Annotated in this window: 12 protein-coding genes and 2 rRNA genes; 3 read left to right on the forward strand and 11 right to left on the reverse strand. The window is 70.4% G+C overall.

Annotation, left to right across the window (positions count from 1 at the left end):
* The first annotated feature begins 76 nt into the window (after nucleotides 1–76).
* Nucleotides 77–4,711, forward strand: coding sequence for an ATP-dependent helicase (locus tag ACR68M_RS09600; RefSeq protein ID WP_441250023.1), 4,635 nt, complete (start codon nucleotides 77–79; stop codon nucleotides 4,709–4,711).
* Between the two features lie 350 nt (nucleotides 4,712–5,061).
* Here the strand turns inward: ACR68M_RS09600 and ACR68M_RS09605 are convergent, their stop codons facing one another.
* The 8 genes from ACR68M_RS09605 to ACR68M_RS09640 form a co-directional block, all read right to left on the reverse strand.
* Nucleotides 5,062–5,430: a helix-turn-helix domain-containing protein gene (locus ACR68M_RS09605; RefSeq protein WP_441250024.1), complete on the reverse strand. Its 369-nt coding sequence runs from the start codon at nucleotides 5,428–5,430 to the stop codon at nucleotides 5,062–5,064.
* Nucleotides 5,431–5,689: 259 nt separating this feature from the next.
* Complete coding sequence (locus ACR68M_RS09610; RefSeq protein ID WP_441250025.1) at nucleotides 5,690–6,223, reverse strand: CinA family protein; 534 nt, start codon at nucleotides 6,221–6,223, stop codon at nucleotides 5,690–5,692.
* Nucleotides 6,220–6,858, reverse strand: coding sequence for a CDP-diacylglycerol--glycerol-3-phosphate 3-phosphatidyltransferase (gene pgsA, locus ACR68M_RS09615; RefSeq protein ID WP_441250026.1), 639 nt, complete (start codon nucleotides 6,856–6,858; stop codon nucleotides 6,220–6,222). Before pgsA ends, ACR68M_RS09610 begins: the two co-directional genes overlap by 4 nt.
* A complete protein-coding gene (gene rimO, locus ACR68M_RS09620) occupies nucleotides 6,855–8,363 on the reverse strand; it encodes a 30S ribosomal protein S12 methylthiotransferase RimO (protein WP_441250027.1) in 1,509 nt (502 codons plus the stop codon). Before rimO ends, pgsA begins: the two co-directional genes overlap by 4 nt.
* Before the next feature lie 84 nt (nucleotides 8,364–8,447).
* On the reverse strand, nucleotides 8,448–9,323 hold the full coding sequence (locus ACR68M_RS09625) for a helix-turn-helix domain-containing protein (RefSeq protein ID WP_441250028.1): 876 nt from the start codon (nucleotides 9,321–9,323) through the stop codon (nucleotides 8,448–8,450).
* 198 nt (nucleotides 9,324–9,521) lie between these two features.
* Complete coding sequence (locus tag ACR68M_RS09630; protein ID WP_441250029.1) at nucleotides 9,522–12,200, reverse strand: DNA translocase FtsK; 2,679 nt, start codon at nucleotides 12,198–12,200, stop codon at nucleotides 9,522–9,524.
* A 104-nt stretch (nucleotides 12,201–12,304) separates the two neighbouring features.
* Nucleotides 12,305–12,940: a response regulator gene (locus tag ACR68M_RS09635; protein WP_441250030.1), complete on the reverse strand. Its 636-nt coding sequence runs from the start codon at nucleotides 12,938–12,940 to the stop codon at nucleotides 12,305–12,307.
* Nucleotides 12,941–13,214: 274 nt separating this feature from the next.
* Entirely contained in the window at nucleotides 13,215–17,696 is a 4,482-nt protein-coding gene (locus tag ACR68M_RS09640; RefSeq protein WP_441251563.1) for a HAMP domain-containing protein, read from the reverse strand.
* Nucleotides 17,697–18,172: 476 nt separating this feature from the next.
* On the opposite strand from ACR68M_RS09640, the gene ACR68M_RS09645 reads away from it, so the two are divergent.
* Both ACR68M_RS09645 and ACR68M_RS09650 read left to right on the forward strand, forming a co-directional pair.
* Complete coding sequence (locus ACR68M_RS09645) at nucleotides 18,173–20,725, forward strand: SpoIIE family protein phosphatase (protein ID WP_441250031.1); 2,553 nt, start codon at nucleotides 18,173–18,175, stop codon at nucleotides 20,723–20,725.
* Nucleotides 20,726–21,051: 326 nt separating this feature from the next.
* Nucleotides 21,052–21,615 carry an acetate uptake transporter gene (locus ACR68M_RS09650; RefSeq protein ID WP_441250032.1) on the forward strand — a complete coding sequence of 188 codons (564 nt, stop codon included), beginning with the start codon at nucleotides 21,052–21,054 and terminating at the stop codon, nucleotides 21,613–21,615.
* 90 nt (nucleotides 21,616–21,705) lie between these two features.
* On the opposite strand, the gene ACR68M_RS09655 is transcribed toward ACR68M_RS09650, so the two are convergent.
* The 3 genes from ACR68M_RS09655 to ACR68M_RS09665 all read right to left on the reverse strand — a co-directional run bounded on the left by ACR68M_RS09655 (nucleotide 21,706) and on the right by ACR68M_RS09665 (nucleotide 25,934).
* Complete coding sequence (locus ACR68M_RS09655) at nucleotides 21,706–22,548, reverse strand: phosphatase PAP2 family protein (protein WP_441250033.1); 843 nt, start codon at nucleotides 22,546–22,548, stop codon at nucleotides 21,706–21,708.
* Nucleotides 22,549–22,611: 63 nt separating this feature from the next.
* A 5S ribosomal RNA gene (gene rrf, locus ACR68M_RS09660) occupies nucleotides 22,612–22,728 on the reverse strand.
* An 83-nt stretch (nucleotides 22,729–22,811) separates the two neighbouring features.
* A 23S ribosomal RNA gene (locus tag ACR68M_RS09665) occupies nucleotides 22,812–25,934 on the reverse strand.
* Between the last annotated feature and the right edge of the window lie 198 nt (nucleotides 25,935–26,132).

Genomic DNA, 26,132 nt, shown 5'->3' on the forward strand with positions numbered 1-26,132 from the left:
ATCAGCTCCAGGGTCGGTACGCACCGACACGTGGCCCCGCAGCTCCGTTGTCAGTCCCGGCGGGCACCATGGGGGCATGGCGCGACACAGCTCACCGGACGCCCTGGCCGGCTTCGCCCCGGCGACCAGGGCCTGGTTCGAGGGCGCCTTCGCCGCGCCCACCCAGGCCCAGAGCGAGGCATGGGCGGCGATCGGCCGGGAGACGGACGTCCTGGTGGTCGCGCCGACCGGCTCCGGGAAGACCCTCGCGGCCTTCCTCTCCGCCCTCGACCGGCTGAGCCACTCGGCGCCCCCGGCGGACCCGAAGCACCGCTGCCGCGTCCTCTACATCTCGCCGATCAAGGCCCTCGCGGTCGACGTCGAGCGCAATCTGCGCGCCCCGCTCGCGGGGCTGCGCCAGGCCGCCGTCCGGCTCGGCCTGCCCGAGCCCGAGGTGCAGGTCGGCATCCGCTCCGGTGACACCCCGGCGGCCGACCGCCGCCGCTTCACCACCCACCCGCCGGACATCCTGATCACCACCCCGGAGTCGCTCTTCCTGCTCCTCACCTCCGCCGCCCGGGAGGCACTGCGCGGCATCGACACGGTGATCCTGGACGAGGTGCACGCCGTCGCGGGCACCAAGCGCGGCGCCCACCTCGCACTCAGCCTGGAGCGGCTCGACGAGCTGCTGGAGCGCCCGGCCCGCCGGATCGGGCTCTCCGCCACCGTCCGGCCGGTGGACGAGATCGCGAGGTTCCTCAGCCCGCAGCGCGGCGCCGCGATCGTCCAACCCCCGGCCGCCAAGGAGTTCGACCTCTCGGTGGTCGTCCCGGTCGCCGATCTGGACGAGCTCCCGGCGGCCGCCGGCGACGACCCGGCCCGGCAGGCGTCCATCTGGCCGCACGTCGAGGAGCGGATCGCCGATCTCGTCCAGGCCCACCGCTCGACCATCGTCTTCGCCAACTCCCGCCGCCTCGCCGAGCGGCTCTGCAACCGGCTGAACGAGATCGCCGCCGAGCGCGCCACCGGCACCCCGCTGCCCGAGGCGCACGCCCCCGCCCAGCTGATGGGCGGCTCGGGGGCCGCCCGGAGCGCCCCGCCCGTGCTGGCGCGGGCACACCACGGCTCGGTCTCCAAGGAGCAGCGCTCGCTCGTCGAGGAGGAGCTGAAGGCCGGTCGGCTGCCCGCCGTGGTCGCGACCTCCAGCCTGGAGCTCGGCATCGACATGGGCGCCGTCGACCTGGTCGTCCAGGTCGAGTCACCGCCCTCCGTCGCCTCCGGCCTCCAGCGGGTCGGCCGGGCGGGCCACCAGGTCGGGGCCGTCTCCACCGGCGTGGTCTTCCCCAAGTACAAGGGCGATCTCGTCCAGTCCGCCGTCGTCACCGAGCGGATGCGGGCCGGGTTGATCGAGGCCCTGCGCGTCCCGCGCAACCCGCTCGACGTCCTCGCCCAGCAGCTGGTCGCGATCACCGCCCTGGACACCTGGGACGTGGACGACCTGCTCGCCCTGGTCCGCCGGGCCGCCCCCTTCGCCACCCTCCCGCAGTCGGCCTTCGACGGCGTCCTCGACATGCTGGCGGGCCGCTACCCCTCCGACGCCTTCGCCGAGCTGCGGCCCCGCCTGGTCTGGGACCGCGTCGCGGGTACGGTGACCGGCCGCCCCGGCGCGCAGCGGCTGGCCGTCACCTCCGGCGGCACGATCCCCGACCGGGGTCTGTTCGGCGTCTTCATCGCCGGAGCCGACCCCAAGAAGGGCGGCGGCCGCGTCGGTGAGCTCGACGAGGAGATGGTCTACGAGTCCCGCGTCGGCGACGTCTTCACCCTCGGCACCACCTCCTGGCGCATCCAGGAGATCACCCACGACAAGGTGCTGGTCGTGCCCGCCCCCGGCGTCCCCGGGCGGCTCCCGTTCTGGAAGGGCGACAGCCTCGGCCGCCCGCTCGAGCTCGGCCGGGCCCTCGGCGCCTTCGTCCGCGAGCTGGGCGCACTGACGCCGGAGCTGGCCACCGAGCGCCTCCACCACGCCGGTCTGGACGACTGGGCGGCGGCCAACCTGCTCTCCTACCTGACCGAGCAGCGCACCGCCTGCGGCCACCTGCCCGACGACCGCACCATCGTGGTCGAGCGCTTCCGCGACGAGCTCGGCGACTGGCGGATCGTCATCCACTCCCCCTTCGGTGCCCAGGTGCACGCCCCCTGGGCGCTCGCACTCGGCGCCCGCCTGCGCGAGAAGCACGGCCTCGACCCGCAGGTGATGCACGCCGACGACGGCATCGTGCTCCGCCTCCCCGACGCCGACCTGCTCGCCGACTTCGATGTGAGGGGCCCGTCGAGTGAATCGACCCCCGACGAAGCGCCCGTAGGCGCCGAGGCGGCCCTCTTCGACTCCGCCGAGATCGAACAGCTCGTCACCGACCAGGTCGGCGGCTCCGCGCTCTTCGCCGCCCGCTTCCGCGAGTGCGCCGGGCGCGCCCTGCTGCTCCCCCGCCGCAGCCCCGGCCGCCGCACACCGCTCTGGCAGCAGCGCCAGCGGGCCTCCCAACTGCTGGAGGTCGCCGCCGAGTACGGCTCCTTCCCGATCGTCCTGGAGGCCGTCCGGGAGTGCCTGCAGGACGTCTTCGACGTGCCGGGCCTGGTCGAGCTGATGGGCGATCTGGAGTCCCGAGCCGTCCGCCTGGTCGAGGTCACCACCCCCGAGCCCTCCCCCTTCGCCCGCTCGCTGCTCTTCGGGTACGTCGCCCAGTTCCTCTACGAGGGCGACTCCCCGCTCGCCGAGCGCCGGGCGGCCGCGCTCTCGCTCGACTCCCGGCTGCTCTCCGAGCTGCTCGGCCAGGCCGAGCTGCGCGAGCTGCTCGACCCCGCCGTGCTCGCCGAGCTGGAGGCCGAGCTCCAGCGCCTCACCCCCGACCGGCGGATCAAGGACCTCGAAGGCGTCGCCGACGCGCTGCGCCTGCTCGGCCCGCTCAGCACCGCCGAGCTCACCGCCCGGGGCGCCGAGCCGGCCTGGGCGGTCGAGCTCCAGGCCGCCCGGCGGGCCGTCGAGGTCCGCATCGGCGGCGAGCAGCGGTGGGCCGCGATCGAGGACTCCGGACGGCTGCGCGACGCCCTCGGCACCCCCCTGCCGGTCGGCGTGCCCGAGGTCTTCACCGAGCCCGTCAAGGACCCGCTGGGCGATCTGCTGGCCCGGTACGCCCGCACCCACGGCCCGTTCACCGCGCTGGACGCCGCCACCCGCTTCGGCCTGGGCACCGCCGTCGTCATCGGCACCCTGCACCGGCTCACCGCCGGGGGCCGGCTCGTCCAGGGCGAGTTCCGGCCCGGCGAGGCGCACACCGGCGCCGCCGAGTGGTGCGACGCCGAGGTGCTGCGGCGCCTGCGCCGCCGCTCGCTGGCCGCGCTGCGCCAGGAGGTCGAGGCGGTGCCGCCGCGCGCGCTGGCGGCCTTCCTCCCGCAGTGGCAGCACCTGGGTGGCCACCGCCTGCGCGGGCCGGACGGCCTGCTGCGGGTGGTCGAGCAGCTCCAGGGGGTCGCGCTGCCCGCCTCCGCCCTGGAGAAGCTGATCCTGCCCGCCCGGCTCACCGACTACCGCCCGCAGCTGCTGGACGAGCTCACGGCGGCCGGCGAGGTCGGCTGGTCCGGCGCGGGCGCCCTGCCGGGGCAGGACGGCTGGGTGAGCCTGCACCTGCCGGAGTTCGCCGACCTGCTCCGCCCCGAGCCGGTCCCGCCCGCCCTGACACCCGTGCACACGGCCCTGCTGGAGGCCCTCTCGGGCGGGTACGGCCTGTTCTTCCGCCAGCTCGCCGAGCGGGTGCCCGAGACGCCGGAGCCGGAGATCGTGACGGCCCTGTGGGACTTGGTCTGGGCCGGGTACGTCACCAACGACACCCTGGCCCCGCTGCGCGCCCTGCTCGGCTCCGGCCGGACGGCCGGGGCGACCGCCCACCGGGCCCCCAGAGCCACCCCACGCGGCCGCTACGGCGTCGTGGGGCGCAGCCAGGCCGGCCGGGCCGGAGCGCTCCGCTCAGGCCCGCCGACGGCGGCCGGCAGGTGGTCGCTGCTGCCCGAGTACGCCACCGATCCGACGGTGCGGGCCGCCGCCCAGGCGCAGAGCCTGCTCGACCGGCACGGGGTGCTCACCCGGGGCTCGGTGGTCGCCGAGCGGGTGCCGGGTGGCTTCGCCGGGGTCTACCGGGTGCTGGCTGCGTTCGAGGAGCGCGGCCGGGCCCGCCGGGGCTACTTCGTGGAGGGTTTGGGCGGCGCTCAGTTCGCGATGGACGGCGCTGCCGACCGCCTGCGCGCGGTGAACGGCCGCCTGGAGCGCGCGGGCGCCGCCGGATGGCCCGGTGCCGCCGACGCCGAACCGCCGCAGCTCCTCGTGCTGGCCGCCGCCGACCCGGCCAACGCGTACGGCGCCGCGCTGCCCTGGCCCGAGCTGCCGACGGCGGGAGAGGGCCCGGCGCACCGGCCGGGCCGGAAGGCGGGCGCGCTGGTCGTGCTGGCCGACGGCGCACCGGCGCTCTACGTCGAGCGGGGCGGCAAGTCGCTGCTGGCCTGGAGCGAGCACCCGGCGGCCGTCGAGGCACTGGCCGGGGCCGTCCGGGCGGGCGCCCTCGGCAGCTCCGTGACGGTGGAGCGCACCAACGGCGTCCCCGCGCTCACGTCCCCGCTCGGCCAGGCGCTGGAGGCGGCGGGCTTCCACCCGACGCCCCGGGGTCTACGCCTCCGGAGCTGACGGGAGCACCAACAGACGGGAGCACCGACGGCGGGGCTGCCGGACGTCGCCGGGGGCCGGTCAGTGCGCGGTTGCTGTGAACGGGCACCAGCCCGAGACTCCAGCCGCCGGCGGCGATCAGCCCGACGCTGCCGCCCCGCAGGCCGCTGCCGAGCAGCACGGACGCACAGAGCACAGCGAGGAACAGACCCACCGCCCAGCGCCGACCAGGGGCTATTCGGCCCACCAGCCGGCCGAGAGACGGCCCTGCCGTGCGCAGCACGACGTCGAGCAGCGCAGCGAAACTCCGCACTTCGGCCTCCTAGACCCTGCTCAGCCTGGCGGCCGCAGCCCGGGGAGGGCGAAGTCCGTCAGGCCGCCACGACGTCGACGGCGGTCTTGGACGAGATCGAGCTCATCCGGTCGACCCCGGGCGCCGGCAGCGGGACCGGTTCGAGCACCGGCCTCAGCAGATCACCCTCCGAGAGGGTGGCCATCGCCGCAAGTTCGGCGAGCGACAGCTCGTCGCTCACCTCGCGCATCACTTCGGACATCCGGACATCGAGTGCGTCGCAGATGGCGGAGAGCAGCTCGGAGGAAGCCTCCTTCTGCCCCCGCTCGACCTCGGAGAGGTAGCCGAGCGAAACCCTGGCGGCCGCCGACACCTCGCGGAGTGTGCGGCCCTGGCGCTGGCGCTGCCGACGCAGTACATCGCCCAGTAGGCGACGGAGCAGGATCATCGGTGCCTCCCTCCTCGGACTGCGGATCGAGATGTCACGCCCCCACCGTACCGCCTTGTCCGCATCACGTGCGGGGACCATGGTCGTGTTCACTCTGGGCTGCAATGCGGCTCCCTCCCCAGGATTCGTTCCCCGCCGGACCGTCCGACCACCCCGTCCTCAGCTGGATTCTGCCCAGCCAGGCCGTCCGGTGTAACACCATCCTCCTGCCGAGGTGGTGAGTTCAGCTCCAAATTCAGGAAAACTCAGCGGGAAAAGCTCAACTCTGCCCACCCTGCGGCTGCGCGAGCTGAGCGAGCAACAACTCCAGCGCCCCGCTGACCGCTGCCCGCCGTACTGTCCCACGGGCCCCTGACAACACCGGTGACACCACCAGGCTTCCCTCCGGCCCGGCCACCCCGAGGTGGACCGTGCCGACGGGGTTGCCGTCCTGCGGGTCGGGCCCGGCGACGCCGGTGGTGGCGAGGCCGTAGGTGGCGCCGAGCAGCCGCCGCACACCGGCGGCCATCTGACGGACCACCACCGGGTCGACGGCGCCCCGGACGGCCAACAGGCCCTCGTCCACGCCCAGGACGGAGGCCTTCACGTCGGTGGCATAGGCGGTGACGGAGCCCCGGAAGGTCGCCGAGGCGCCCGGTACGTCGACCAACGCGGCGGCCAGCATCCCCCCGGTCAGCGACTCGGCGACGGCCAGGGTGGCCCCGCGCTCGCGCAGCGCGGCGTGCACCTCCGCGGCCAGCTCGGCCAGCTCTGCCGCCTCGGCCGCCTCAGCTGTCTCGGCCGCCTCGGTCAACGCCCCTCCCGGGCCTTCGCCAGGCCCTCGCGGCGCAGCCGCAGGGCCTGGCCGACGTAGTCGAGCCCGGTGCCGACGGTGAGCAGCACGGCGAGGCCCATCAGGACGGCCCGCCCGGTGGCCAGCCAGCCGGTCAGCTCCAGCACGTACATGCCGACCGCGATGCCCTGGGTGAGCGTCTTCAGCTTGCCGCCCCGACTGGCCGGGATGACGCCGAAGCGGATCACCCAGAAGCGCAGCAGGGTGATGCCGAGCTCGCGGGCCAGGATGACCACGGTGACCCACCACGGCAGGTCGCCGAGGACGGAGAGCCCGACCAGCGCCGCGCCCATGATCGCCTTGTCGGCGATAGGGTCGGCGATCTTGCCGAAGTCGGTGACCAGGCCCTTGCGGCGGGCGATCTCGCCGTCGAACACGTCGGTGATCATCGCGATGGCGAAGGAGGCCCAGGCCACCGAACGCCACTTGGGGTCGTGCCCGCCGTCCGCGAAGAGCAGCAGCACGAAGACCGGTACCAGGAGCAGCCGGAGCATCGTCAGCATGTTGGCGATGTTCCAGATGCCGGCCTGCGGCGGCACCGCCGCGCCCGGTCTGCCGGGGCGGGCCGCCGCCGGGGCGCCAGGCCCCTTGGTCATTCCCCGCCCCCGACCACATCCGTGTTGTCGGTACCCCCGGTGATCTCGGCGATCTCGGTGATCTCGGTGCTCCCGAGCACCTCGGCCACGAGGTCGACGCCCTCGGTGCCGACCACGCGGGCCCGGTAGTACCGGCCGATCACCGCGTCGTCGAGGCCCAGCAGGGTGGTCAGGCCGTCGGTCTCGGGCGCCTGGTGGGCGGCCCGGCCCTCGACCACACCGTCCTCCACGGACTCGACCAGCACCTCGACCTCGCTGCCGATCCGCTGCTCGGCGCGCTGCGCGGTCAGCTCCTCGGCGAGCCGGGAGAGCTTGGCGAGGCGCTCGTCGACGGTGTCCTGCGGCAGCTTGCCGTCGAAGCCGGCCGCCTCGGTGCCGTCCTCGTCGGAGTACCCGAAGACGCCGATCGCGTCGAGCCCGGCCTCGGTGATGAACCGTTCCAGCTCGGCGAAGTCCGCCTCGGTCTCACCGGGGAAGCCGACGATGAAGTTCGAGCGGGCCCCGGCCTCCGGCGCCTTGCCCCGGATGGTGCCGAGCAGCTCCAGGAACTGCTCGGTGTTGCCGAAGCGCCGCATCCGCCGCAGCACGGCGGGCGCGGAGTGCTGGAAGGACAGGTCGAAGTACGGCACGACCCCGGGGGTGCCGGTCATCACGTCGATCAGGCCCGGCCGCATCTCGGCGGGCTGGAGGTAGCTGACCCGGACGCGCTCGATGCCCTCGACGGCCGCGATCTCGCTCAGCAGCGTCTCCAGCAGGCGGATGTCACCGAGGTCCTTGCCGTACGAGGTGTTGTTCTCGCTGACCAGCACGACCTCCCGGACGCCCTGCTCGGCCAGCCACTGGGCCTCGTGCAGCACGTCGGAGGGGCGGCGGGAGATGAACGAGCCACGGAAGGCGGGGATGGCGCAGAAGGAGCAGCGGCGGTCGCAGCCGGAGGCGAGCTTGATCGAGGCGACGGGGTTGTCGTCGAGGCGCTTGCGCAGCGTGCGCGGGCCGGAGGCGGGCGCGACGCCCTCGGGGAGGTCCTCCGGGGCGCCGTGGCCGGGCAGCGCGACGGCGGCTGCGGCGGCCTGCCGCTCGACCGGGGTGAGCGGCAGCAGCTTGCGGCGGTCGCGCGGGAGGTGGGAGGCGTGGTGCCCACCGGAGAGGATGGTCTGGAGGCGTTCGGTGATGTTGGCGTAGTCGTCGAAGCCGAGCACCGCGTCGGCCTCGGGCAGGGCGTCCTGGAGCTCCTTGCCGTACCGCTCGGCCATGCAGCCGACGGCGACGACGGCCTGCGTGCGGCCGTGACCCTTGAGGTCGTTGGCCTCCAGCAGGGCGTCCACGGAGTCCTTCTTGGCGGCTTCGACGAAGCCACAGGTGTTGACGACGGCAACGTCTGCGTCGGCGGCGTCGTCGACCAACAGCCAGCCGTCGGCCTCCAGACGCCCGGCGAGTTCCTCGGAGTCCACCTCGTTGCGGGCGCATCCGAGCGTGACAAGGGCGACTGTACGGCGTTCAGGCATAACGCCAAGATTAACGCGCGGCCCCCGGTGCCGTTCGCCCCGGAGGCCACGCGCCTCGTTTTGCAAGATCTTCACCCCGCGCGTTCAGCCTGCCTGCGGGTCGCCGGGGGTGTACGTGAGGTGCACCACCTGGCCGTCCTCACCCGCCGCACCCAGGTCCTTGCCGTTGACGTACACGTGCACGGCACCCGCGTTCCCAATCACCAGCTTGACCTGCTTCGGGTCCGTGAAGGTCTGGTCCTTGCCCTGGTCGAGGTTGTTCTGGAAGAGCGACTTGCCCTGGCTGTCCAGCGCCGACACCCAGCTGGTGTCCTTCTCGGCGACGAGCTTGACGGTGACCTTGTCGGCCGGGGCGGCCGCGATCGCGGCGATGCTCGGGGCCGGGGCGGGCGGCTGGACGGACGGGACGACCGGGGCGGCGCTGCTCTTCAGCGGGGTGCTGGCGACCCCGGCGGTGGACGTGCCGGGGCTGCTGGAGAAGAGGTTGAAGCCGATCACGGCGACGACGACGGCGATCGCGACCACCATCGGCGTCGTCCAGTTCGGGCGGCGGTGATCGGTGATCTTGATCGGCCCGGTGTCGAGCAGCTGGGTCGGGCGCTGCGCCGAGGGGGCACCGCCGTGCGCGGCGTCGTACTGGGCGACCAGCGCCTCGCCGTCGACGCCGACCGCACGGGCGATCGCACGGATGTGACCCCGGGCGTAGAAGTCGCCGCCGCAACGACCGAAGTCGTCCTCCTCGATGCCGTGCACGATCGGCACCCGGACACGGGTGCTGGTACTCACCTGGTCGACCGTCAGCCCGGCCCGGAGCCGGGCGGCGGAGAGCACGGTGCCGATGCTGTCGGCAGCCGGCCCGGGTTGGCCCGGCTGCTCCGGCACGGCGCCGGCCTGGCCGACCGGGGATCGACGGACGGGGGATCGGCGGTTGTCTCGGTCGGGGGACTTGCCGATGGTCACTGGGCGCGCCTTTCGAGCGTTGGCCACCTGCTGAGAAGACAGTCTAGGGGCGGGGTCCGGGCCTTTCTCAAGCGGAGCGGGCCCGAACGGGCACGTCCGTCCTGACGCGCGGTCAGCTCCCCGCCTGGGTGGGACGTGCGGACCGGTCGCCCGGTTCCCGCACGTCCCATCGTCCGAACGAGTGAGACCGGCCTGTGGTCACCCCCGGATGGTGAGGATGACCCCGTCCAGCTCCTCCGGCGTGACGAGCACGTCACGGGCCTTGGAGCCCTCGCTGGGGCCGACGATGCCCCGCGACTCCATCAGGTCCATCAGCCGGCCCGCCTTCGCGAAGCCGACCCGGAGCTTGCGCTGGAGCATCGAGGTCGAGCCGAACTGGGTGGAGACCACCAGCTCGGCCGCCTGGATCAGCAGGTCGAGGTCGTCGCCGATCTCCTCGTCGATCTCCTTCCTGGGCCCGCTGCCCACCGTGACGTCGTCGCGGTAGGTGGCCGTCAGCTGGTCCTTGCAGTGCTGGACGATCTTGGCGATCTCCGCCTCGGTGACGAAGGCGCCCTGCATCCGGACGGGCTTGCCCGCGCCCATCGGCAGGAAGAGCGCGTCGCCCTTGCCGATCAGCTTCTCCGCACCGGGCTGGTCCAGGATGACCCGCGAGTCGGTCATCGCCGAGGTCGCGAAGGCCAGCCTGGAGGGCACGTTCGCCTTGATCAGGCCGGTCACGACGTCCACCGAGGGCCGCTGGGTGGCGAGCACCAGGTGGATGCCGGCGGCGCGGGCCAGCTGGGTGATCCGGACCACCGAGTCCTCGACGTCGCGCGGCGCGACCATCATCAGGTCGGCCAGCTCGTCGACGATCACCAGCAGGTACGGGTAGGGCTTCAGCTCGCGCTGACTGCCGAGCGGCGGGGTGAGCTTGCCCGACTTCACGGCCGCGTTGAAGTCGTCCACGTGCCGGAAGCCGAAGGCGGCCAGGTCGTCGTAGCGCAGGTCCATCTCGCGGACCACCCACTGCAGCGCCTCGGCGGCCTTCTTCGGGTTGGTGATGATCGGCGTGATCAGGTGCGGGATGCCCTCGTAGGCCGTCAGCTCGACCCGCTTGGGGTCGACCAGCACCATCCGCACCTCGTCCGGGGTGGCCCGCGCCAGGACGGAGGTGATCAGGCAGTTGATGCAGGAGGACTTGCCCGCGCCGGTCGCGCCCGCGACCAGGATGTGCGGCATCTTGGCGAGGTTGGCCATCACGGTGTGACCCTCGACGTCCTTGCCCATGCCGACCAGCATCGGGTGGGCGTCCTCGGCGGCGGTGCGCGAGCGCAGCAGGTCGCCGAGGTTGACCATCTCGCGGTCCTTGTTCGGGATCTCCACGCCGACCGCCGACTTGCCGGGGATCGGGCTGATGATCCGCACGTCCGGGCTGGCCACCGCGTAGGCGATGTTCTTCGCCAGCGCGGTGATCCGCTCGACCTTGACGGCCGGGCCGAGCTCGACCTCGTAGCGGGTGACCGTCGGGCCCCGGGTGAAGCCGGTGACGCGGGCGTCCACCTTGAACTCGGAGAAGACTCCCGACAGCTGGGCGACCACCTCGTCGTTGAGCGCACTGCGGGTCTTCCCCGGGCCACCGCGCTCCAGCAGGTCGAGCGGGGGCAGGGCGTAGGTGATGTCGCCGGAGAGCTGGAGCTGCTCCATCCTGGCCGGGGCCGGGGTGTGCTCCTCAGGCGCCCCGGGGCCCGTCCGGGCGCCCGGGACGGCGGCCTCCTCGGGCGGCGCCGTCCGGTCCTGCACCTGGTGCATCATGCTCGCCACGGCGGGCGAGGCGGGCACGCCGTAGAGCAGCGCACCGTCCAGGTCGGCGGCGACGCCCGCCGCGATGTCCCTGGTCCGGTACGGGTCCTCGGGCATCGACTTGACGAACATGTCGGGCACCGCCGAGGCCAGCTCGGGCTCGTCCACCTTCTTGCGGCGGCGCCTGCGGCGGGCCGCGATCTCGTCGTCCGGCGACCCCTCGACGGTGATCGGCAGCGCGGACGGGTCGGCGTCCTCCGGCGGCTCGGTCGAGTACTCGCGCTCGGCCTCGTACTCCTCCTCGTGGTACGCGGGCTCGACCACGCCGAGCTTCTCGCCGACCAGGCGCAGCCGCTCCGGGATGCGGTTGACCGGCGTCGCGGTGACGACCAGCAGGCCGAAGAAGGCAAGCAGCAGGAGCAGCGGCACCGCGAGCGGCGGGCCGGCCGCCGCCATCATCGGCGTGGACACGGCCCAGCCGACGATCCCGCCCGCCTCCCGTATCCGCGTCGCGCCGCTGCCCATCACCGGGGCGCCGCAGCCGATGTGCACCAGGCCCAGCACGCCGATCACCAGCGCGCTCAGGCCCACCGCGATCCTGCCGTTGGCCTCCGGCAGCTCCGGGTGGCGCATCAGCCGCACGGCGACGCCGCCGAGCAGGAACGGCACCAGCACGTCGAGCCGCCCGAACAGCCCGGAGACGACGTTCGTCGCCGCCTCCCCCAGCCAGCCCTGCGGCGCGAACCAGGTGCCCGCCGCCGTCACCAGGGCCAGCGCGAGCAGCAGCAGCCCCACGCCGTCCTTGCGGTGCGCCGGGTGCAGACCCTTCGCGCCGTCACCGAACCCCCGGAAGAGCGCCCCCACACTGTGCGCGAGACCGAGCCAGACGGCCCGCACCGCGCGGTAGAGCATCGGCTGCCGTGCGGGCGCCGGTGGAGCGGCGGGCGGCCGGGCGGCGGTCTTCTTCGCCGGAGCCCTCTTCGCGGGAGCGGGTGCCGCAGCCTTCTTCGCGGGGGCCTTCTTGGCGGCCGGGGCCCGCTTGGCCGGCCCGGGTTTCGGGTTGCGTGCAGCGCTTCCGGGCGTACGAGTGGCCATGGGTCAGCAGCCTACCGGCGCCCACCCCGGCCCGACACGCCCCCGAACACGTGTCGCCGACACGCCGCCGGCTGACCGCGCATCACCCCTTTGGGGTCACCGGGTCAGTGCGAGCCGGGCCGGAGCGCCTCGATGGCCTGCCGCAGGGCGGCGAGCCGGCGTTCGAGGTGCTGCACCGTCGTCGCCAGGGCAGGCTCCGGCGTGCCGTCGAGCTGCTTGGCGAGGGACTCGGCCTGCTCCTCCACCGCGGCGACGCGGGCCGACAGCTCACCGAGCAGGGCGCCGCCGAGCGGGGGCTGCTCATCGGCCTCGAGCTGGAGGCGCAGCAGCGCGGCCTGCTCCTTGAGCTGACAGTTCTTCATGTACAGGTCGACGAAGACGGAGACCTTGGCGCGCAGCACCCACGGGTCGAAGGGCTTGGAGATGTAGTCCACCGCGCCGGCCGCGTAGCCCCGGAAGGTGTGGTGCGGGCCGTGGTTGATGGCGGTCAGGAAGATGATCGGGATGTCCCGGGTGCGCTCGCGGCGCTTGATGTGGGAGGCCGTCTCGAAGCCGTCCATGCCCGGCATCTGGACGTCGAGCAGGATCACCGCGAAGTCGTCGGTGAGCAGCGCCTTGAGCGCCTCCTCACCGGACGCGGCCCTGACCAGGGTCTGGTCCAGCGCGGAGAGGATCGCCTCCAGCGCCAGCAGGTTCTCCGGCCGGTCGTCCACCAGGAGGATCTTCGCCTTCTGCACCACGACCCGCCCTCCTGCCGGTTGTCTTCCGAGGGAAGGCGCTCGCGCACCACCCATCACTGCCCCGGTCATGCTAGCCGCACCCCCTCCCCCGCCGTGTCGCGATGGGCGATAGTCACCGAACGCTCACCGTCAACAACGATGGGTGACCTTACCGGGTTCCCGGCGGCCGGGGCAACGCACCCCGGAGCGGGACGGGCGCCGGACGCGCGGGCGCGCGGGCTCCCCGCGCGCCCCCTGGCGCCCTCCGGCGCCCCCTGCCACCACCTCGCGGGCACTACCTCGCGGGCAGCCAGTGCCGCATGACGGCCAGCAGGTGGTCGGTCTCCACGGGCTTGGTGACGTGGTCGGTGGCCCCGGCCGCCAGGCTCTTCTCCTTGTCGCCCTTCATCGCCTTCGCGGTCAGCGCGATGATCGGCAGACCGGCGAACTGCGGCATCCGCCGGATCGCCTCCGTCGTCGCGTAGCCGTCCATCTCCGGCATCATGATGTCCATCAGCACCAGCGCCACGTCCTCGTGCTGCTCCAGCACCTCGATGCCCTCACGGCCGTTCTCCGCGTACAGCACCGTCAGGCCGTACTGCTCCAGCACGCTGGTGAGCGCGAAGACGTTCCGGACGTCGTCGTCGACGATCAGCACCTGCTCACCGTTGAACCGGCCCTGGAACTCGGCGGGCGGCAGGTCCGCGGTGACGGGGCGGGCGGCGGGCTCCACCGCCGAGCGGCGGCGCTCGGCGGCGTCCCGGCGGCGCTCCTGGGCCAGCTCGCGGACCTCCTGGGCCCAGTGCTCCGCCGGGTTCTCCCCCACCGGCACGGGGGTGCCCATCGGCGTCACCGCGACCACGGCCCGAAGCGGCGGCCCCGAGGGGCGCTCCAGCGTCACCACACCCGGCGCCTCGCTGCGCAGCGGCAGGTAGAGGGTGAAGGTCGAGCCGCGGCCGAGCTCGCTCTCGGCGTGGATCTCGCCGCCGAGCAGCCGGGCGATCTCGCGGCTGATCGAGAGCCCGAGGCCGGTGCCGGCGTACTTGCGGCTGGTGCCGCCGTCGGCCTGCTTGAACGCCTCGAAGATCTCCCGGATCTTGTTGGCGGGGATGCCGATGCCGGTGTCGGAGACCGAGAAGGCGATCAGCGGCTCGTCCGGGTCGGTGCTGGTGCCGCTCTCCAGCAGCTGCTCGCGGACGTGCTGCGGCACGCCGCCCTCGGCCGGGCGGATGCGCAGCTCGACGGCCCCGCCGTCGGTGAACTTGACCGCGTTGGAGAGCAGGTTGCGCAGCACCTGCTGGAGGCGCTGCTCGTCGGTGTGCAGGGTGACGGGCAGCTCCGGCGAGACGACCACCGCGAAGTCGAGGTTCTTGTCCGCGGTGAGCGGACGGAAGGCGGCCTCGACGTAGTCGACCAGCTGGACGAGGGCGATCTTGGCCGGGCGGACGTCCATCTTGCCCGCCTCGACCTTGGAGAGGTCCAGGATGTCGTTGATCAGCTGGAGCAGGTCGGAGCCGGCGCCGTGGATCGTCTCGGCGAACTCGACCTGCTTGGGCGAGAGATTGCCCTCGTTGTTGTCGGAGAGCAGCTTGGCGAGGATCAGCAGCGAGTTGAGCGGGGTCCGCAGCTCGTGCGACATGTTGGCGAGGAACTCGCTCTTGTAGCGCGAGGCGAGGGCGAGCTGCTCGGCGCGCTCCTCCAGGACCTGCCGGGCCTCCTCGATCTCGCTGTTCTTGATCTCGATGTCGCGGTTCTGCTGGGCGAGCTGCTCGGCCTTCTCCTGGAGCTCCTCGTTGGTGCGCTCCAGCTCCTCCTGGCGGGCCTCCAACTCGGCGGATCGCATGGAGAGTTCGGCGGTGAGCCGCTGCGACTCGAGCAGCAGGCCCTCGGTCTTGGTGTTGACGCTGATGGTGTTGACGGTCACCCCGATCAGATCGGCGATCTGGTTGAGGAAGTCGAGTGCGACGGTCGTGAAGGAGCTGAAGGTCGCCAGCTCGATCACCCCGAGCAGCCGGCCCTCGAACAGCACCGGGAGCACCACCACGTGCGAGGGGCTGGCCTCGCCGAGGCCGGAGGCGATCTTCAGGTACCCGGGCGGGGTCTCCTTCAGGATGATCGAGCGCTTCTCCACCGCCGCCTGGCCGACCAGGCCCTCGCCGGGGCGGAAGGTGGTCGGCATGGTGCGGCGCTGGTAGCCGTAGCTGCCGATCAGGCGCAGCACGGTGTCGTTCTCGTCGTCGTCCTCGGTGACGGGTTCGGCCGTCCGCCCGGCGGGCTGGGCGAGGAAGAACGCGCCGTGCTGGGCGGAGACCACCGGGGTCAGCTCGGCCATGATCAGCGAGGCGACGGCCTCCAGGTCGCGGCGGCCCTGGAGCTGGCCGGAGATCCGGGCCAGGTTGCTCTTCAGCCAGTCCTGCTCCTGGTTGGTGCGGGTGGTCTCGCGAAGGTTGGCGATCATCTGGTTGATGTTGTCCTTGAGCTCGTCGAGCTCCCCGGACGCGTCCACGTCGATCCGCAAGCTCAGGTCGCCCCGGGTCACCGCGGTCGCGACGAGCGCGATCGCGCGGACCTGCCGGGTCAGGTTGTTGGCCAGCTCGTTCACCGACTCGGTCAGCACCATCCAGGTACCGTCCACGCCGGGCACCCGGGCCTGACCGCCGAGCCGGCCGTCGGTGCCGACCTCGCGGGCGACGCGGGTGACCTCGTCGGCGAAGGCGCCGAGCTGGTCGACCATGGTGTTGATGCTGGTCTTGAGGTCGAGGATCTCGCCGCGCGCGTCGACGTCGATCTTCTGCGAGAGGTCACCCCGGGCGACGGCGGTGATCACCAGCGCGATGTTGCGGACCTGGCCCGTCAGGTTGTTCGCCATCAGGTTGACGTTGTCGGTGAGGTCCTTCCAGATCCCGGCGACGCCGGGGACACCGGCCTGGCCGCCCAGGATGCCGTCGGTGCCGACCTCGCGCGCCACCCTGGTCACCTGGACGGCGAAGGCCGACAGCTGGTCGACCATCGTGTTCAGGGTGCCCGCCAGGGCCGCGACCTCGCCCTGCGCCTCGATGGTGATCTTCTTCGAGAGGTCGCCGCGCGCCACCGCCGAGGCGACCTCGGCGATGTTGCGGACCTGGCTGGTCAGGTTGGACGCCATGAAGTTGACGTTGTCGGTCAGATCCCGCCAGATGCCCGAGACTCCGCTGACCCGGGCCTGGCCGCCCAGATTCCCCTCGGTGCCGACCTCGCGGGCGACTCGCGTCACCTCGTCGGCGAACGCCGACAGCTGGTCGACCATCGTGTTGACGGTCATCACCAGCTCGCGGATCTCGCCACGCGCGTCGACGGTGATCTTCTTCGAGACGTCGCCCCGGGCGACGGCCGTGGTGACCTCGGCGATGTTGCGGACCTGACTGGTCAGGTTGTTCGCCATCAGGTTGACGCTGTTGGTCAGGTCCTTCCAGATCCCGGCGACCCCGGGCACGCTGGCCTGACCACCGAGGATGCCCTCGGTGCCGACGTCCCGGGCGACCCGGGTCACCTCGTCCGCGAACGCGCCCAGCTGGTCGACCATCGTGTTGATGGTGTTCTTCAGCTCCAGGATCTCGCCCCGGGCGTCGACCTGGATCTTCTGCGACAGATCGCCCTTGGCCACCGCCGTCGTGACCTGCGCGATGTTGCGCACCTGACTGGTCAGGTTGTTCGCCATCGAGTTGACGTTCTCGGTCAGGTCCTTCCACACCCCGGCCACACCCGGCACCTGCGCCTGACCACCGAGGATGCCCTCCGTACCGACCGCGCGGGCGACCCGCGTCACCTGCTCGGCGAAGCCCGAGAGCTGGTCGACCATGATGTTGACGGTGTTCTTCAGCTCCAGGATCTCGCCCCGGGCGTCGACCTCGATCTTCTGCGACAGATCGCCCTTCGCCACCGCCGTCGTCACCTGCGCGATGTTGCGCACCTGCGCCGTCAGGTTGTTGGCCATGAAGTTCACCGAGTCGGTGAGATCCCGCCACACCCCGGCCACACCCGGCACCTGCGCCTGACCGCCGAGCCGACCCTCGGTGCCCACCTCACGGGCGACTCTCGTCACCTGCGCGGAGAAGCCGTTCAGCTGGTCCACCATCGTGTTGACGGTGTTCTTCAACTCCAGCATCTCGCCCGCGACATCGACGGTGACCTTGTGCGAGAGATCGCCCTTCGCCACCGCCGTCGTCACCTCGGCGATGTTGCGCACCTGCGCCGTCAGCCGCCCGGCCATCGTGTTGACCGAATCCGCCAGGTCCTTCCAACTGCCCGTCGCGCCGCGCACCCGGGCCTGACCGCCGAGCTTGCCCTCGGTGCCGACCTCGATCGCGACCCGGGTCACCTCGTCGGTGAACTCCGACAGCTGGTCGACCAGCCCGTTGACCGTCCGCCCGACCTTGAGGAACTCACCGCGCAGCGGGTGGCTCACCCCGCTGGTGTGAATGGAGCGCAGCTCCATCCGCTGGTCGAGGTCGCCCTCCGCGATCGAGCTCAGCACCCGGCCGACCTCGGCCATCGGCCGAGCCAGATCGTCGATCAGCGCGTTGCAGTTGTCGACCGCGGCCATCCAGGCGCCCTCGCCGACGCCCGTCTCCAGCCGTTCCGAGAGCCGACCCTCACGGCCCACCGCCCGCCGCACCCGCGCCAGTTCACCGGTCAGGTGCTGGTTGCGCTCCGCGACCTCGTTGAAGACCGCCGCGATCTCCGCCAGCGGCCCGTCCCCCGGCACCGTCAGACGACGCCGGAAGTTGCCGTCCCGCATCGCGGTCAACGCCGCCAGCAGCTTGCGCAGATCGGCCGGCTCGGCGCCCCGGTTGTGGTTCGGGCGGCGCCCCGCGCTGCCCCGGGCGGCGGCTGCCCCCCGGGCACCCCGTGCGGGTACCGGAGTCGTAACGGGTGCGTCCTTGGTGGCCGAACTCAACGAGGCCCTCCCAGATCGTGGCTGTTCCGTGCCGCTCCGTGTCGCAGCTGACACCACTTCGACCGTACTTCCCCGGCCGGGTGCCGCGGACCCCCCAGTCTGGCAGCACGGGCGCCGCGTGTCCGTCCGCTTGCACAGGGTCAATTCCTCCCGGGAGGAAACTCGTGGCCAGAATCACCCTCTGGTGCCTGTTTCCGCTCCCCGGCCCCACGAGGCACCGAGCGGAAAGTAGGGTGGAACGCTGCACCGGGCCGCAGGCGTCACGAACACGCCGGGCCGGAGCAGAGTCGACGCCGACCTGATGGGAGAAGTGGCACGTGGTCACCGCGCGCGCAACCGCCACCTTCGAACCGGTCGGCCGGTCCGCCGCCGCCGCGCGCGGCTTCGTCCGCGACGCCCTGATCGGCTGGGGCCTGCCCGAAGTCGTCGACGACGCCGTCGTCCTCGTCAGCGAACTCGTCACCAACGCCGTCGTGCACGCCGGCACCGCCGCCGAGGTCCGCTGCCTGCGCGAGGAGACGACCGTACGCATCGAGGTGACCGACCGTCACCCCGAACGCGGCATCCCCTCCTTCGCCCACGTCCCCACCGCCTCCTCCGAGCGGTACGCCGACCCGGACGGCGAAGGCGGCCGCGGCCTGCTGATGTGCTCCGCCCTCTCCACCACCTGGGGCGTCGAGTACTCCGCCGGGCAGAAGACCGTCTGGTTCCGCCTCGCCCTCCCCGCCCACGAATCCGGCACCCGCTACGCCCTGCCCAGCCTGCCCGGCGGCGAACTGCCCGACGCCGAGAGCCCCGTACGGGTCGGCGTCGTCCAACTCGACGAAGCCGGGCTCGTCCGCGCCTGGAACGCCGACGCCCAGGCGCTCTTCCAGCACACCGCCCCGCAGGTCCTCGGCCTCCCCTGGGCCGACCTCACCGAGTGGCCGCAGCCCACCGGCACCGGCCTCGGCCTCCCCGACACCCTCCGACTGGCCCGCTGGGAAGGCACCTTCGCCGTCCACCGCGCCGACGGCACCAGCATCGAGGTGTACGGCCTCCAGGTCCGGGTACGCGACAGCGAAGGCACCCCCTCCACCGTCTGCCTGCTCGTCCGCGAAGCCGACCAGGGCATCCTGCGCTCCCCCGGCGGCGCCGCCGAGAAGCCCGCCGGCATCGAACCGCTCGACCTGCTCGTCGGCCCCGCCACCCCCGACGACCTCGGCGAACTCCTCCAGGGCATCGTCGAGCGGGCCCGCGACCTGCTCGACGCCGACGCCTCCTACCTGATGCTCACCTCCGAGGACGACACCGAGTTCGAGATCCGCGCCTCGACCGGCCTCAGCACCGCGGGCCGCCGCCTCACCCCCATCCCCGTCGAATCCGGTGCCGGACGCCACGACTCCCGGCTCCCCGCCGTCCACGAGGACCTCTCCGTGCGGCCCACCGCCGCCCCGCTGCTCATCGGCACCGGGCTGCGCTCCCTCATCACCGTCCCCCTCAAGGTCGAAGGCCGCCTCACCGGCTCACTGGGCGTCGCCGCCTCCGCCCCCGGCCGCTTCGACAACGAGGACGCGCTGCGCCTCCAGTTCGCCGCCGACCGGATCGCCCTCACCCTGGAGAGCGCCCGCCTCGCCGAACTCGAACGGCTGCGCCGAGGCTCGCTCTCCTTCCTGGTCGAGGCCTCCGACCTGCTCGCCGGCACCCTGGAACACGAGCAGACCCTCGCCCTGATGGCGCAGATGGCCGTCCCCACCCTCTCAACCTGGTGCGCCGTCTACACCACCGGCGACCAGGGCGCCGGCGCCGACCTCGCCTTCGTCCTGCACGAGGACGAGGACCGGATCGACGGACTGCGCGCCCTCCTCGACAAGACCCCCGCCCCCGAGACCGACCCGGCCCCCGGAGCCCGCTTCTGGACGGCCCCCGTCGACACCGCCCGCGCCTCCGGCCAAGCCGACAGCCCCGAACTCGCGGGCCTGCTCGGCGAGACGGTCGTCCTGCCGCTGGCTGCCCGCAACCGCGTGATCGGACTCCTGGTGCTCGGCGTCGGCGCCGGACAGCGACTGCGCCAGGAGATCCTCGAACTCGCCGAGGACCTCTCCCGCCGGGCCGCCCTCGCACTCGACAACTCCCGGCTCTACTCGGAGCGGACAGCCACCAGCCAGGCCTTCCAACGCGCCCTGCTGCCACCCGAGTTGCCCAAGATCCCAGGCGTCGAGGTGGAGGTCTTCTACCAGGCGGCAGGCGAGGGCAACGAAGTCGGCGGCGACTTCTACGACATCTTCCCGATCCGCGAAGGCACCTACGGCTTCGCCATCGGCGACGTCTGCGGCACCGGCCCCGAAGCCGCCTCCGTCACGGGCCTCGCCCGCAACTCCCTGCGCCTGCTGGCCCGCGAGGGCCTCAGCGCCCCGCAGGTGCTCACCCGACTGAACGCCGCCATCCTCGACGAAGGCACCCGCAGCCGCTTCCTCACCCTCCTCTACGGCGAGCTGACCCCCCAGGAGGACGGCAGCACCGCCCTGTCCCTGGTCTGCGCCGGACACCCGCTGCCGCTGCGCCTGCGCACCGACGGCCAGGTCGACCAGGCCGCCTCGCCGCAGCCGCTGCTCGGCGTGATGGACGAACTGGAGCTGACTGCCGAGGAGTTGATCCTGCTCCCGGGCGAGGTGCTGCTCTGCGTCACCGACGGCGTGACCGAACGCCGCGAGGGCCTGCGGATGCTCGGCGACGACGGCCTCGCCCAGGTCCTCACCGGCTGCACCGGCCTGACCGCCGGAGCCGTCGCGGCCCGAGTCCAACGAGCCGTCGAACGCTTCGCCCCTGAGCCCCCGTCGGACGACATGGCGATCCTCACCCTGCGCGTCCCGACCCAGCGCCGGGGTTGACCAGCTCGGCCACCCGAACGCTCACTCTTGTTCAACAACCGTCCACCGACGGCGTCCCACAGCTGATGACAGTACAAATTGTGCGATTCACAAGGGTACAAGCCGGTGGAGGCGGGTAGACCGCTTTCACCGGGGAATCCCCCGGGAGGGGACACCGACCGGCGGTCGAGCTGCCGGTTCATCACTCAGCCGCCGCCACCCACGCCGATACCGACCCTGGTTCCGCGCGCCCTGGCCCCGGCACATCCCACGCGCCACCCACTGCGGCGAAGCCATGCCTTCGTCGAGGTCATCGCACCGCATCATCACAGTGAAAGGAGCCTCCGGTGAGCAACGAAGCAGCCGGGGCGCAGAACGCCCGACCCGCAGGAGCCGACGCGGGTCCTCTCGGATACCTGGCACTCGGCCTGACCCTCCTCGCGTACGGCCTCCTCGGCACCGGCCTCCTCGGCGGCACCGGGGTCGCGGACGCCGCCTCCCTCGCCCACCTCCTCGGCGGGCTCGCCCTGTTCATCGCAGGCCTCTGGCAGCTGCGCAGCGGGGACGGGTTCACCGGCACCGCCTTCACCAGCCTCGGCGTGTTCTGGGCCGTCTGGTCAGCGGCGAGCGGCGGCAGCAAGAACGCAGCCGGCCTCTTCCTGCTCGTCTGGGCCCTGCTCGCTCTCACCCTGGCCGTGGCCAGCTGGCAGTCCGGGCTGTTCAGCCGGCTCGTGTACGGCCTGCTGACGCTCTCCCTCCTGCTCAACGCCACCGCCACCCTGGCGAGCAACGGCGGCCTGGCCAAGACAGCGGCCTGGATCGCCGCGGCCTCCGGCCTGTTCGCCTGGTACTGGGCAGCCACCTCGCTCACCAACAGCGAATGGGGGCGGGCGGTCCTCCCCGTGAAGTAGCCGCCCCGCGAGAATGCAGAAAGCCCGGGTCGGGCCCCTTCGAGAGGGGCCCGACCCGGGCTTTCTGCGCGATGACGCTTCCGCTTGCCGCTAGCCGCCCACCGGGGTGCGCGGGCGCGGTGCCCGTCCCTCGGCGGCGACCTCGCTCGGCTCCGGCGTCCGGCGCCAACCGCTGCACGCGTGCTGCACCAGGTACACGACCAACAGCAGCGCGATCGCGACCAGACCGTCCGCCCAGAAGTGGTTCGCCGTCACGACGACCACGAACACCGTGATCAGCGGATGCAGCACCACCAGCCAGCGCCACGGCCCCCGACCGACTCTCACCACCGCAACGGCCACGATGACGCACCACGCCACGTGCACCGAGGGCATCGCGGACAGCTGGTCCGGCACCACGCCGCCGATCGCGCCCCCGTACACGGACTGCCCGTACACCGCCGCCAGGTCGACGAACCCGCTGTTCGGCAGCATCCGCGGCGGCGCCACCGGCACGAACTGAACGACCAGGCAGGCCGCCGTGCTGAAGACGACGGTGTTCCGCACCCAGCGGTAACGCTCCCGGTGCCGGACGAACACCCAGGCCAGCAGCGCGATCATCAGCGCGAAGTGCATCGTCGCGTAGTAGTAGTTGCTGGCCGACACCAGCCAGGCATGCGGCTCCACAGCCCGTTGCCAGGCGGCCTCGTCGGGCAGCCCGAGCTGGAGCTCCGTCCGGTGGATCCAGGCCCCCCGGTCCAGCGCATGATCCGTACTCATCACCGAGAGGTGCCCCACCAACTGCCACAGCGCGAAGAGAGCCAGCAGCGTGGCGCCCTCACGGCACGCCACGGAGACCGCCGGTCGGCGGACCCGCTTGGCCGCGTACGACGCCGCGAAGAGCGCGACAGCCGTACCGCCGGCCGTCTGCCAGTTGAGCGTGAGGTTCTGCATTCGCAGAGATTAACGCAATGTAGCCCCCTCCCGAACCGGGAGGGGGCTACATTGTGAATGATTGTTCGGCGGCGTCCTACTCTCCCACAGGGTCCCCCCTGCAGTACCATCGGCGCTTTGAGGCTTAGCTTCCGGGTTCGGAATGTAACCGGGCGTTTCCCTCACGCTATGACCACCGAAACACTATGAAACCAGATGACCGCACCACCCCTGGCCAGGGATGGGGTCGTTGTTTCAGAACAACACAGTGGACGCGAGCAACTGAGGACAAGCCCTCGGCCTATTAGTACCGGTCAGCTCCACCCCTTACAGGGCTTCCACATCCGGCCTATCAACCCAGTCGTCTACTGGGAGCCTTACCCTCTCAAGGAGGTGGGAACATTCATCTCGAAGCAGGCTTCCCGCTTAGATGCTTTCAGCGGTTATCCCTCCCGAACGTAGCCAACCAGCCATGCCCTTGGCAGGACAACTGGCACACCAGAGGTTCGTCCGTCCCGGTCCTCTCGTACTAGGGACAGCCCTTCTCAATATTCCTACGCGCACAGCGGATAGGGACCGAACTGTCTCACGACGTTCTAAACCCAGCTCGCGTACCGCTTTAATGGGCGAACAGCCCAACCCTTGGGACCTACTCCAGCCCCAGGATGCGACGAGCCGACATCGAGGTGCCAAACCATCCCGTCGATATGGACTCTTGGGGAAGATCAGCCTGTTATCCCCGGGGTACCTTTTATCCGTTGAGCGACGGCGCTTCCACAAGCCACCGCCGGATCACTAGTCCCTGCTTTCGCACCTGCTCGACCCGTCGGTCTCACAGTCAAGCTCCCTTGTGCACTTACACTCAACACCTGATTGCCAACCAGGCTGAGGGAACCTTTGGGCGCCTCCGTTACTCTTTAGGAGGCAACCGCCCCAGTTAAACTACCCACCAGACACTGTCCCTGATCCGGATCACGGACCCAGGTTAGACATCCAGCACGACCAGAGTGGTATTTCAACGACGACTCCACAACAACTGGCGTTGCTGCTTCAAAGTCTCCCACCTATCCTACACAAGCCGAACCGAACACCAATATCAAGCTATAGTAAAGGTCCCGGGGTCTTTCCGTCCTGCTGCGCGAAACGAGCATCTTTACTCGTAATGCAATTTCACCGGGCCTATGGTTGAGACAGTCGAGAAGTCGTTACGCCATTCGTGCAGGTCGGAACTTACCCGACAAGGAATTTCGCTACCTTAGGATGGTTATAGTTACCACCGCCGTTTACTGGCGCTTAAGTTCTCAGCTTCGCCACACCGAAATGTGACTAACCGGTCCCCTTAACGTTCCAGCACCGGGCAGGCGTCAGTCCGTATACATCGCCTTACGGCTTCGCACGGACCTGTGTTTTTAGTAAACAGTCGCTTCTCGCTGGTCTCTGCGGCCGGCCCCAGCTCACCGAGTAAATCGGATCACCAGTTCCGGCCCCCCTTCTCCCGAAGTTACGGGGGCATTTTGCCGAGTTCCTTAACCATAGTTCACCCGAACGCCTCGGTATTCTCTACCTGACCACCTGAGTCGGTTTGGGGTACGGGCCGCCATGAAACTCGCTAGAGGCTTTTCTCGACAGCATAGGATCATCCACTTCACCACAATCGGCTCGGCATCAGGTCTCAGCCTTAATGAGTGACGGATTTGCCTATCACTCGGCCTACACCCTTACCCCGGGACAACCACCGCCCGGGTTGGACTACCTTCCTGCGTCACCCCATCGCTCACCTACTACCCTGTTGGGTCAGCGGCTCCACCACGTCCCATTGTCCGAAGACTCCGGGCCGGCTTCACGGCTTTAGCATTCAGAGGTTCGACGTTGGCGCTTCAAAGCGGGTACGGGAATATCAACCCGTTGTCCATCGACTACGCCTGTCGGCCTCGCCTTAGGTCCCGACTTACCCTGGGCAGATCAGCTTGACCCAGGAACCCTTGGTCAATCGGCGCAAGAGTTTCCCACTCTTGTATCGCTACTCATGCCTGCATTCTCACTCGTGAACCGTCCACAACTGGATTCCTCCGCTGCTTCACCCGGCACACGACGCTCCCCTACCCATCACAGCCCCCGTTGGGGGTATTGCTGCAATGACACGACTTCGGTGGTGTGCTTGAGCCCCGCTACATTGTCGGCGCGGAATCACTTGACCAGTGAGCTATTACGCACTCTTTCAAGGATGGCTGCTTCTAAGCCAACCTCCTGGTTGTCTCTGCGACTCCACATCCTTTCCCACTTAGCACACGCTTAGGGACCTTAGTCGGTGTTCTGGGCTGTTTCCCTCTCGACCATGGAGCTTATCCCCCACAGTCTCACTGCCACGCTCTCACTTACCGGCATTCGGAGTTTGGCTAAGGTCAGTAACCCGTTGAGGCCCATCGCCTATCCAGTGCTCTACCTCCGGCAAGAAACACGTGACGCTGCACCTAAATGCATTTCGGGGAGAACCAGCTATCACGGAGTTTGATTGGCCTTTCACCCCTAACCACAGGTCATCCCCCAGGTTTTCAACCCTGGTGGGTTCGGTCCTCCACACGGTCTTACCCGCGCTTCAACCTGCCCATGGCTAGATCACTCCGCTTCGGGTCTTGGGCGTGCAACTCACTCGCCCTATTCGGACTCGCTTTCGCTACGGCTACCCCACACGGGTTAACCTCGCTACACACCGCAAACTCGCAGGCTCATTCTTCAAAAGGCACGCAGTCACGAGACAGATGGGCAAGCCCACTGTCCGACGCTCCCACGGCTTGTAGGCACACGGTTTCAGGTACTATTTCACTCCGCTCCCGCGGTACTTTTCACCATTCCCTCACGGTACTATCCGCTATCGGTCACTAGGGAATATTTAGGCTTAGCGGGTGGTCCCGCCAGATTCACACGGGATTTCTCGGGCCCCGTGCTACTTGGGAGAAGCTCAAGCAAGCCGTACAGATTTCGTCTACGGGGGTCTTACCCTCTACGCCGGACCTTTCGCATGTCCTTCGACTACCCATACGGTTTCTGACTCGCCGACCGGCCGGCAGACCGATCAAGAACTTTCCCACGACCCCGCACTGGCAACCCCTGCCGGGTATCACACCAGAACGGTTTAGCCTCATCCGGTTTCGCTCGCCACTACTCCCGGAATCACGGTTGTTTTCTCTTCCTGAGGGTACTGAGATGTTTCACTTCCCCTCGTTCCCTCCACACACCCTATGTGTTCAGGTGCGGGTGACAGCCCATGACGACTGCCGGGTTCCCCCATTCGGAAACCCCCGGATCAAAGCCTGGTTGACGGCTCCCCGGGGACTATCGCGGCCTCCCACGTCCTTCATCGGTTCCTAGTGCCAAGGCATCCACCGTGCGCCCTTAAAAACTTGGCCACAGATGCTCGCGTCCACTGTGCAGTTCTCAAACAACGACCAGTCACCCACCCTCAGCACACCTTGCGGCACACCTCGAGTAGGACCGGCATCTCTGAAGCAACAACCACTTTCATGGCCGTTCCCTCAGGACCCAACAACGTGCCCGACACACCCGACCGATAACCCGTCTTCCACGCCCCGAAGGACAGTACTAAC

The organism is Kitasatospora sp. McL0602 (genome assembly GCF_052076145.1).
Classification (GTDB): Bacteria; Actinomycetota; Actinomycetes; order Streptomycetales; family Streptomycetaceae; genus Kitasatospora.

Excerpts from the sequence above, each read along its gene's own strand:
- pgsA (WP_441250026.1), bottom strand. The coding sequence starts at position 6,858 with ATGACCAAGGGGCCTGGCGCCCCGGCGGCGGCCCGCCCCGGCAGACCG.
- ACR68M_RS09640 (WP_441251563.1), bottom strand. The coding sequence starts at position 17,696 with ATGCGGGACGGCAACTTCCGGCGTCGTCTGACGGTGCCGGGGGACGGG.
- ACR68M_RS09655 (WP_441250033.1), bottom strand. The coding sequence starts at position 22,548 with ATGCAGAACCTCACGCTCAACTGGCAGACGGCCGGCGGTACGGCTGTC.
- ACR68M_RS09600 (WP_441250023.1), top strand. The coding sequence starts at position 77 with ATGGCGCGACACAGCTCACCGGACGCCCTGGCCGGCTTCGCCCCGGCG.
- ACR68M_RS09605 (WP_441250024.1), bottom strand. The coding sequence starts at position 5,430 with ATGATCCTGCTCCGTCGCCTACTGGGCGATGTACTGCGTCGGCAGCGC.
- rimO (WP_441250027.1), bottom strand. The coding sequence starts at position 8,363 with ATGCCTGAACGCCGTACAGTCGCCCTTGTCACGCTCGGATGCGCCCGC.
- ACR68M_RS09630 (WP_441250029.1), bottom strand. The coding sequence starts at position 12,200 with ATGGCCACTCGTACGCCCGGAAGCGCTGCACGCAACCCGAAACCCGGG.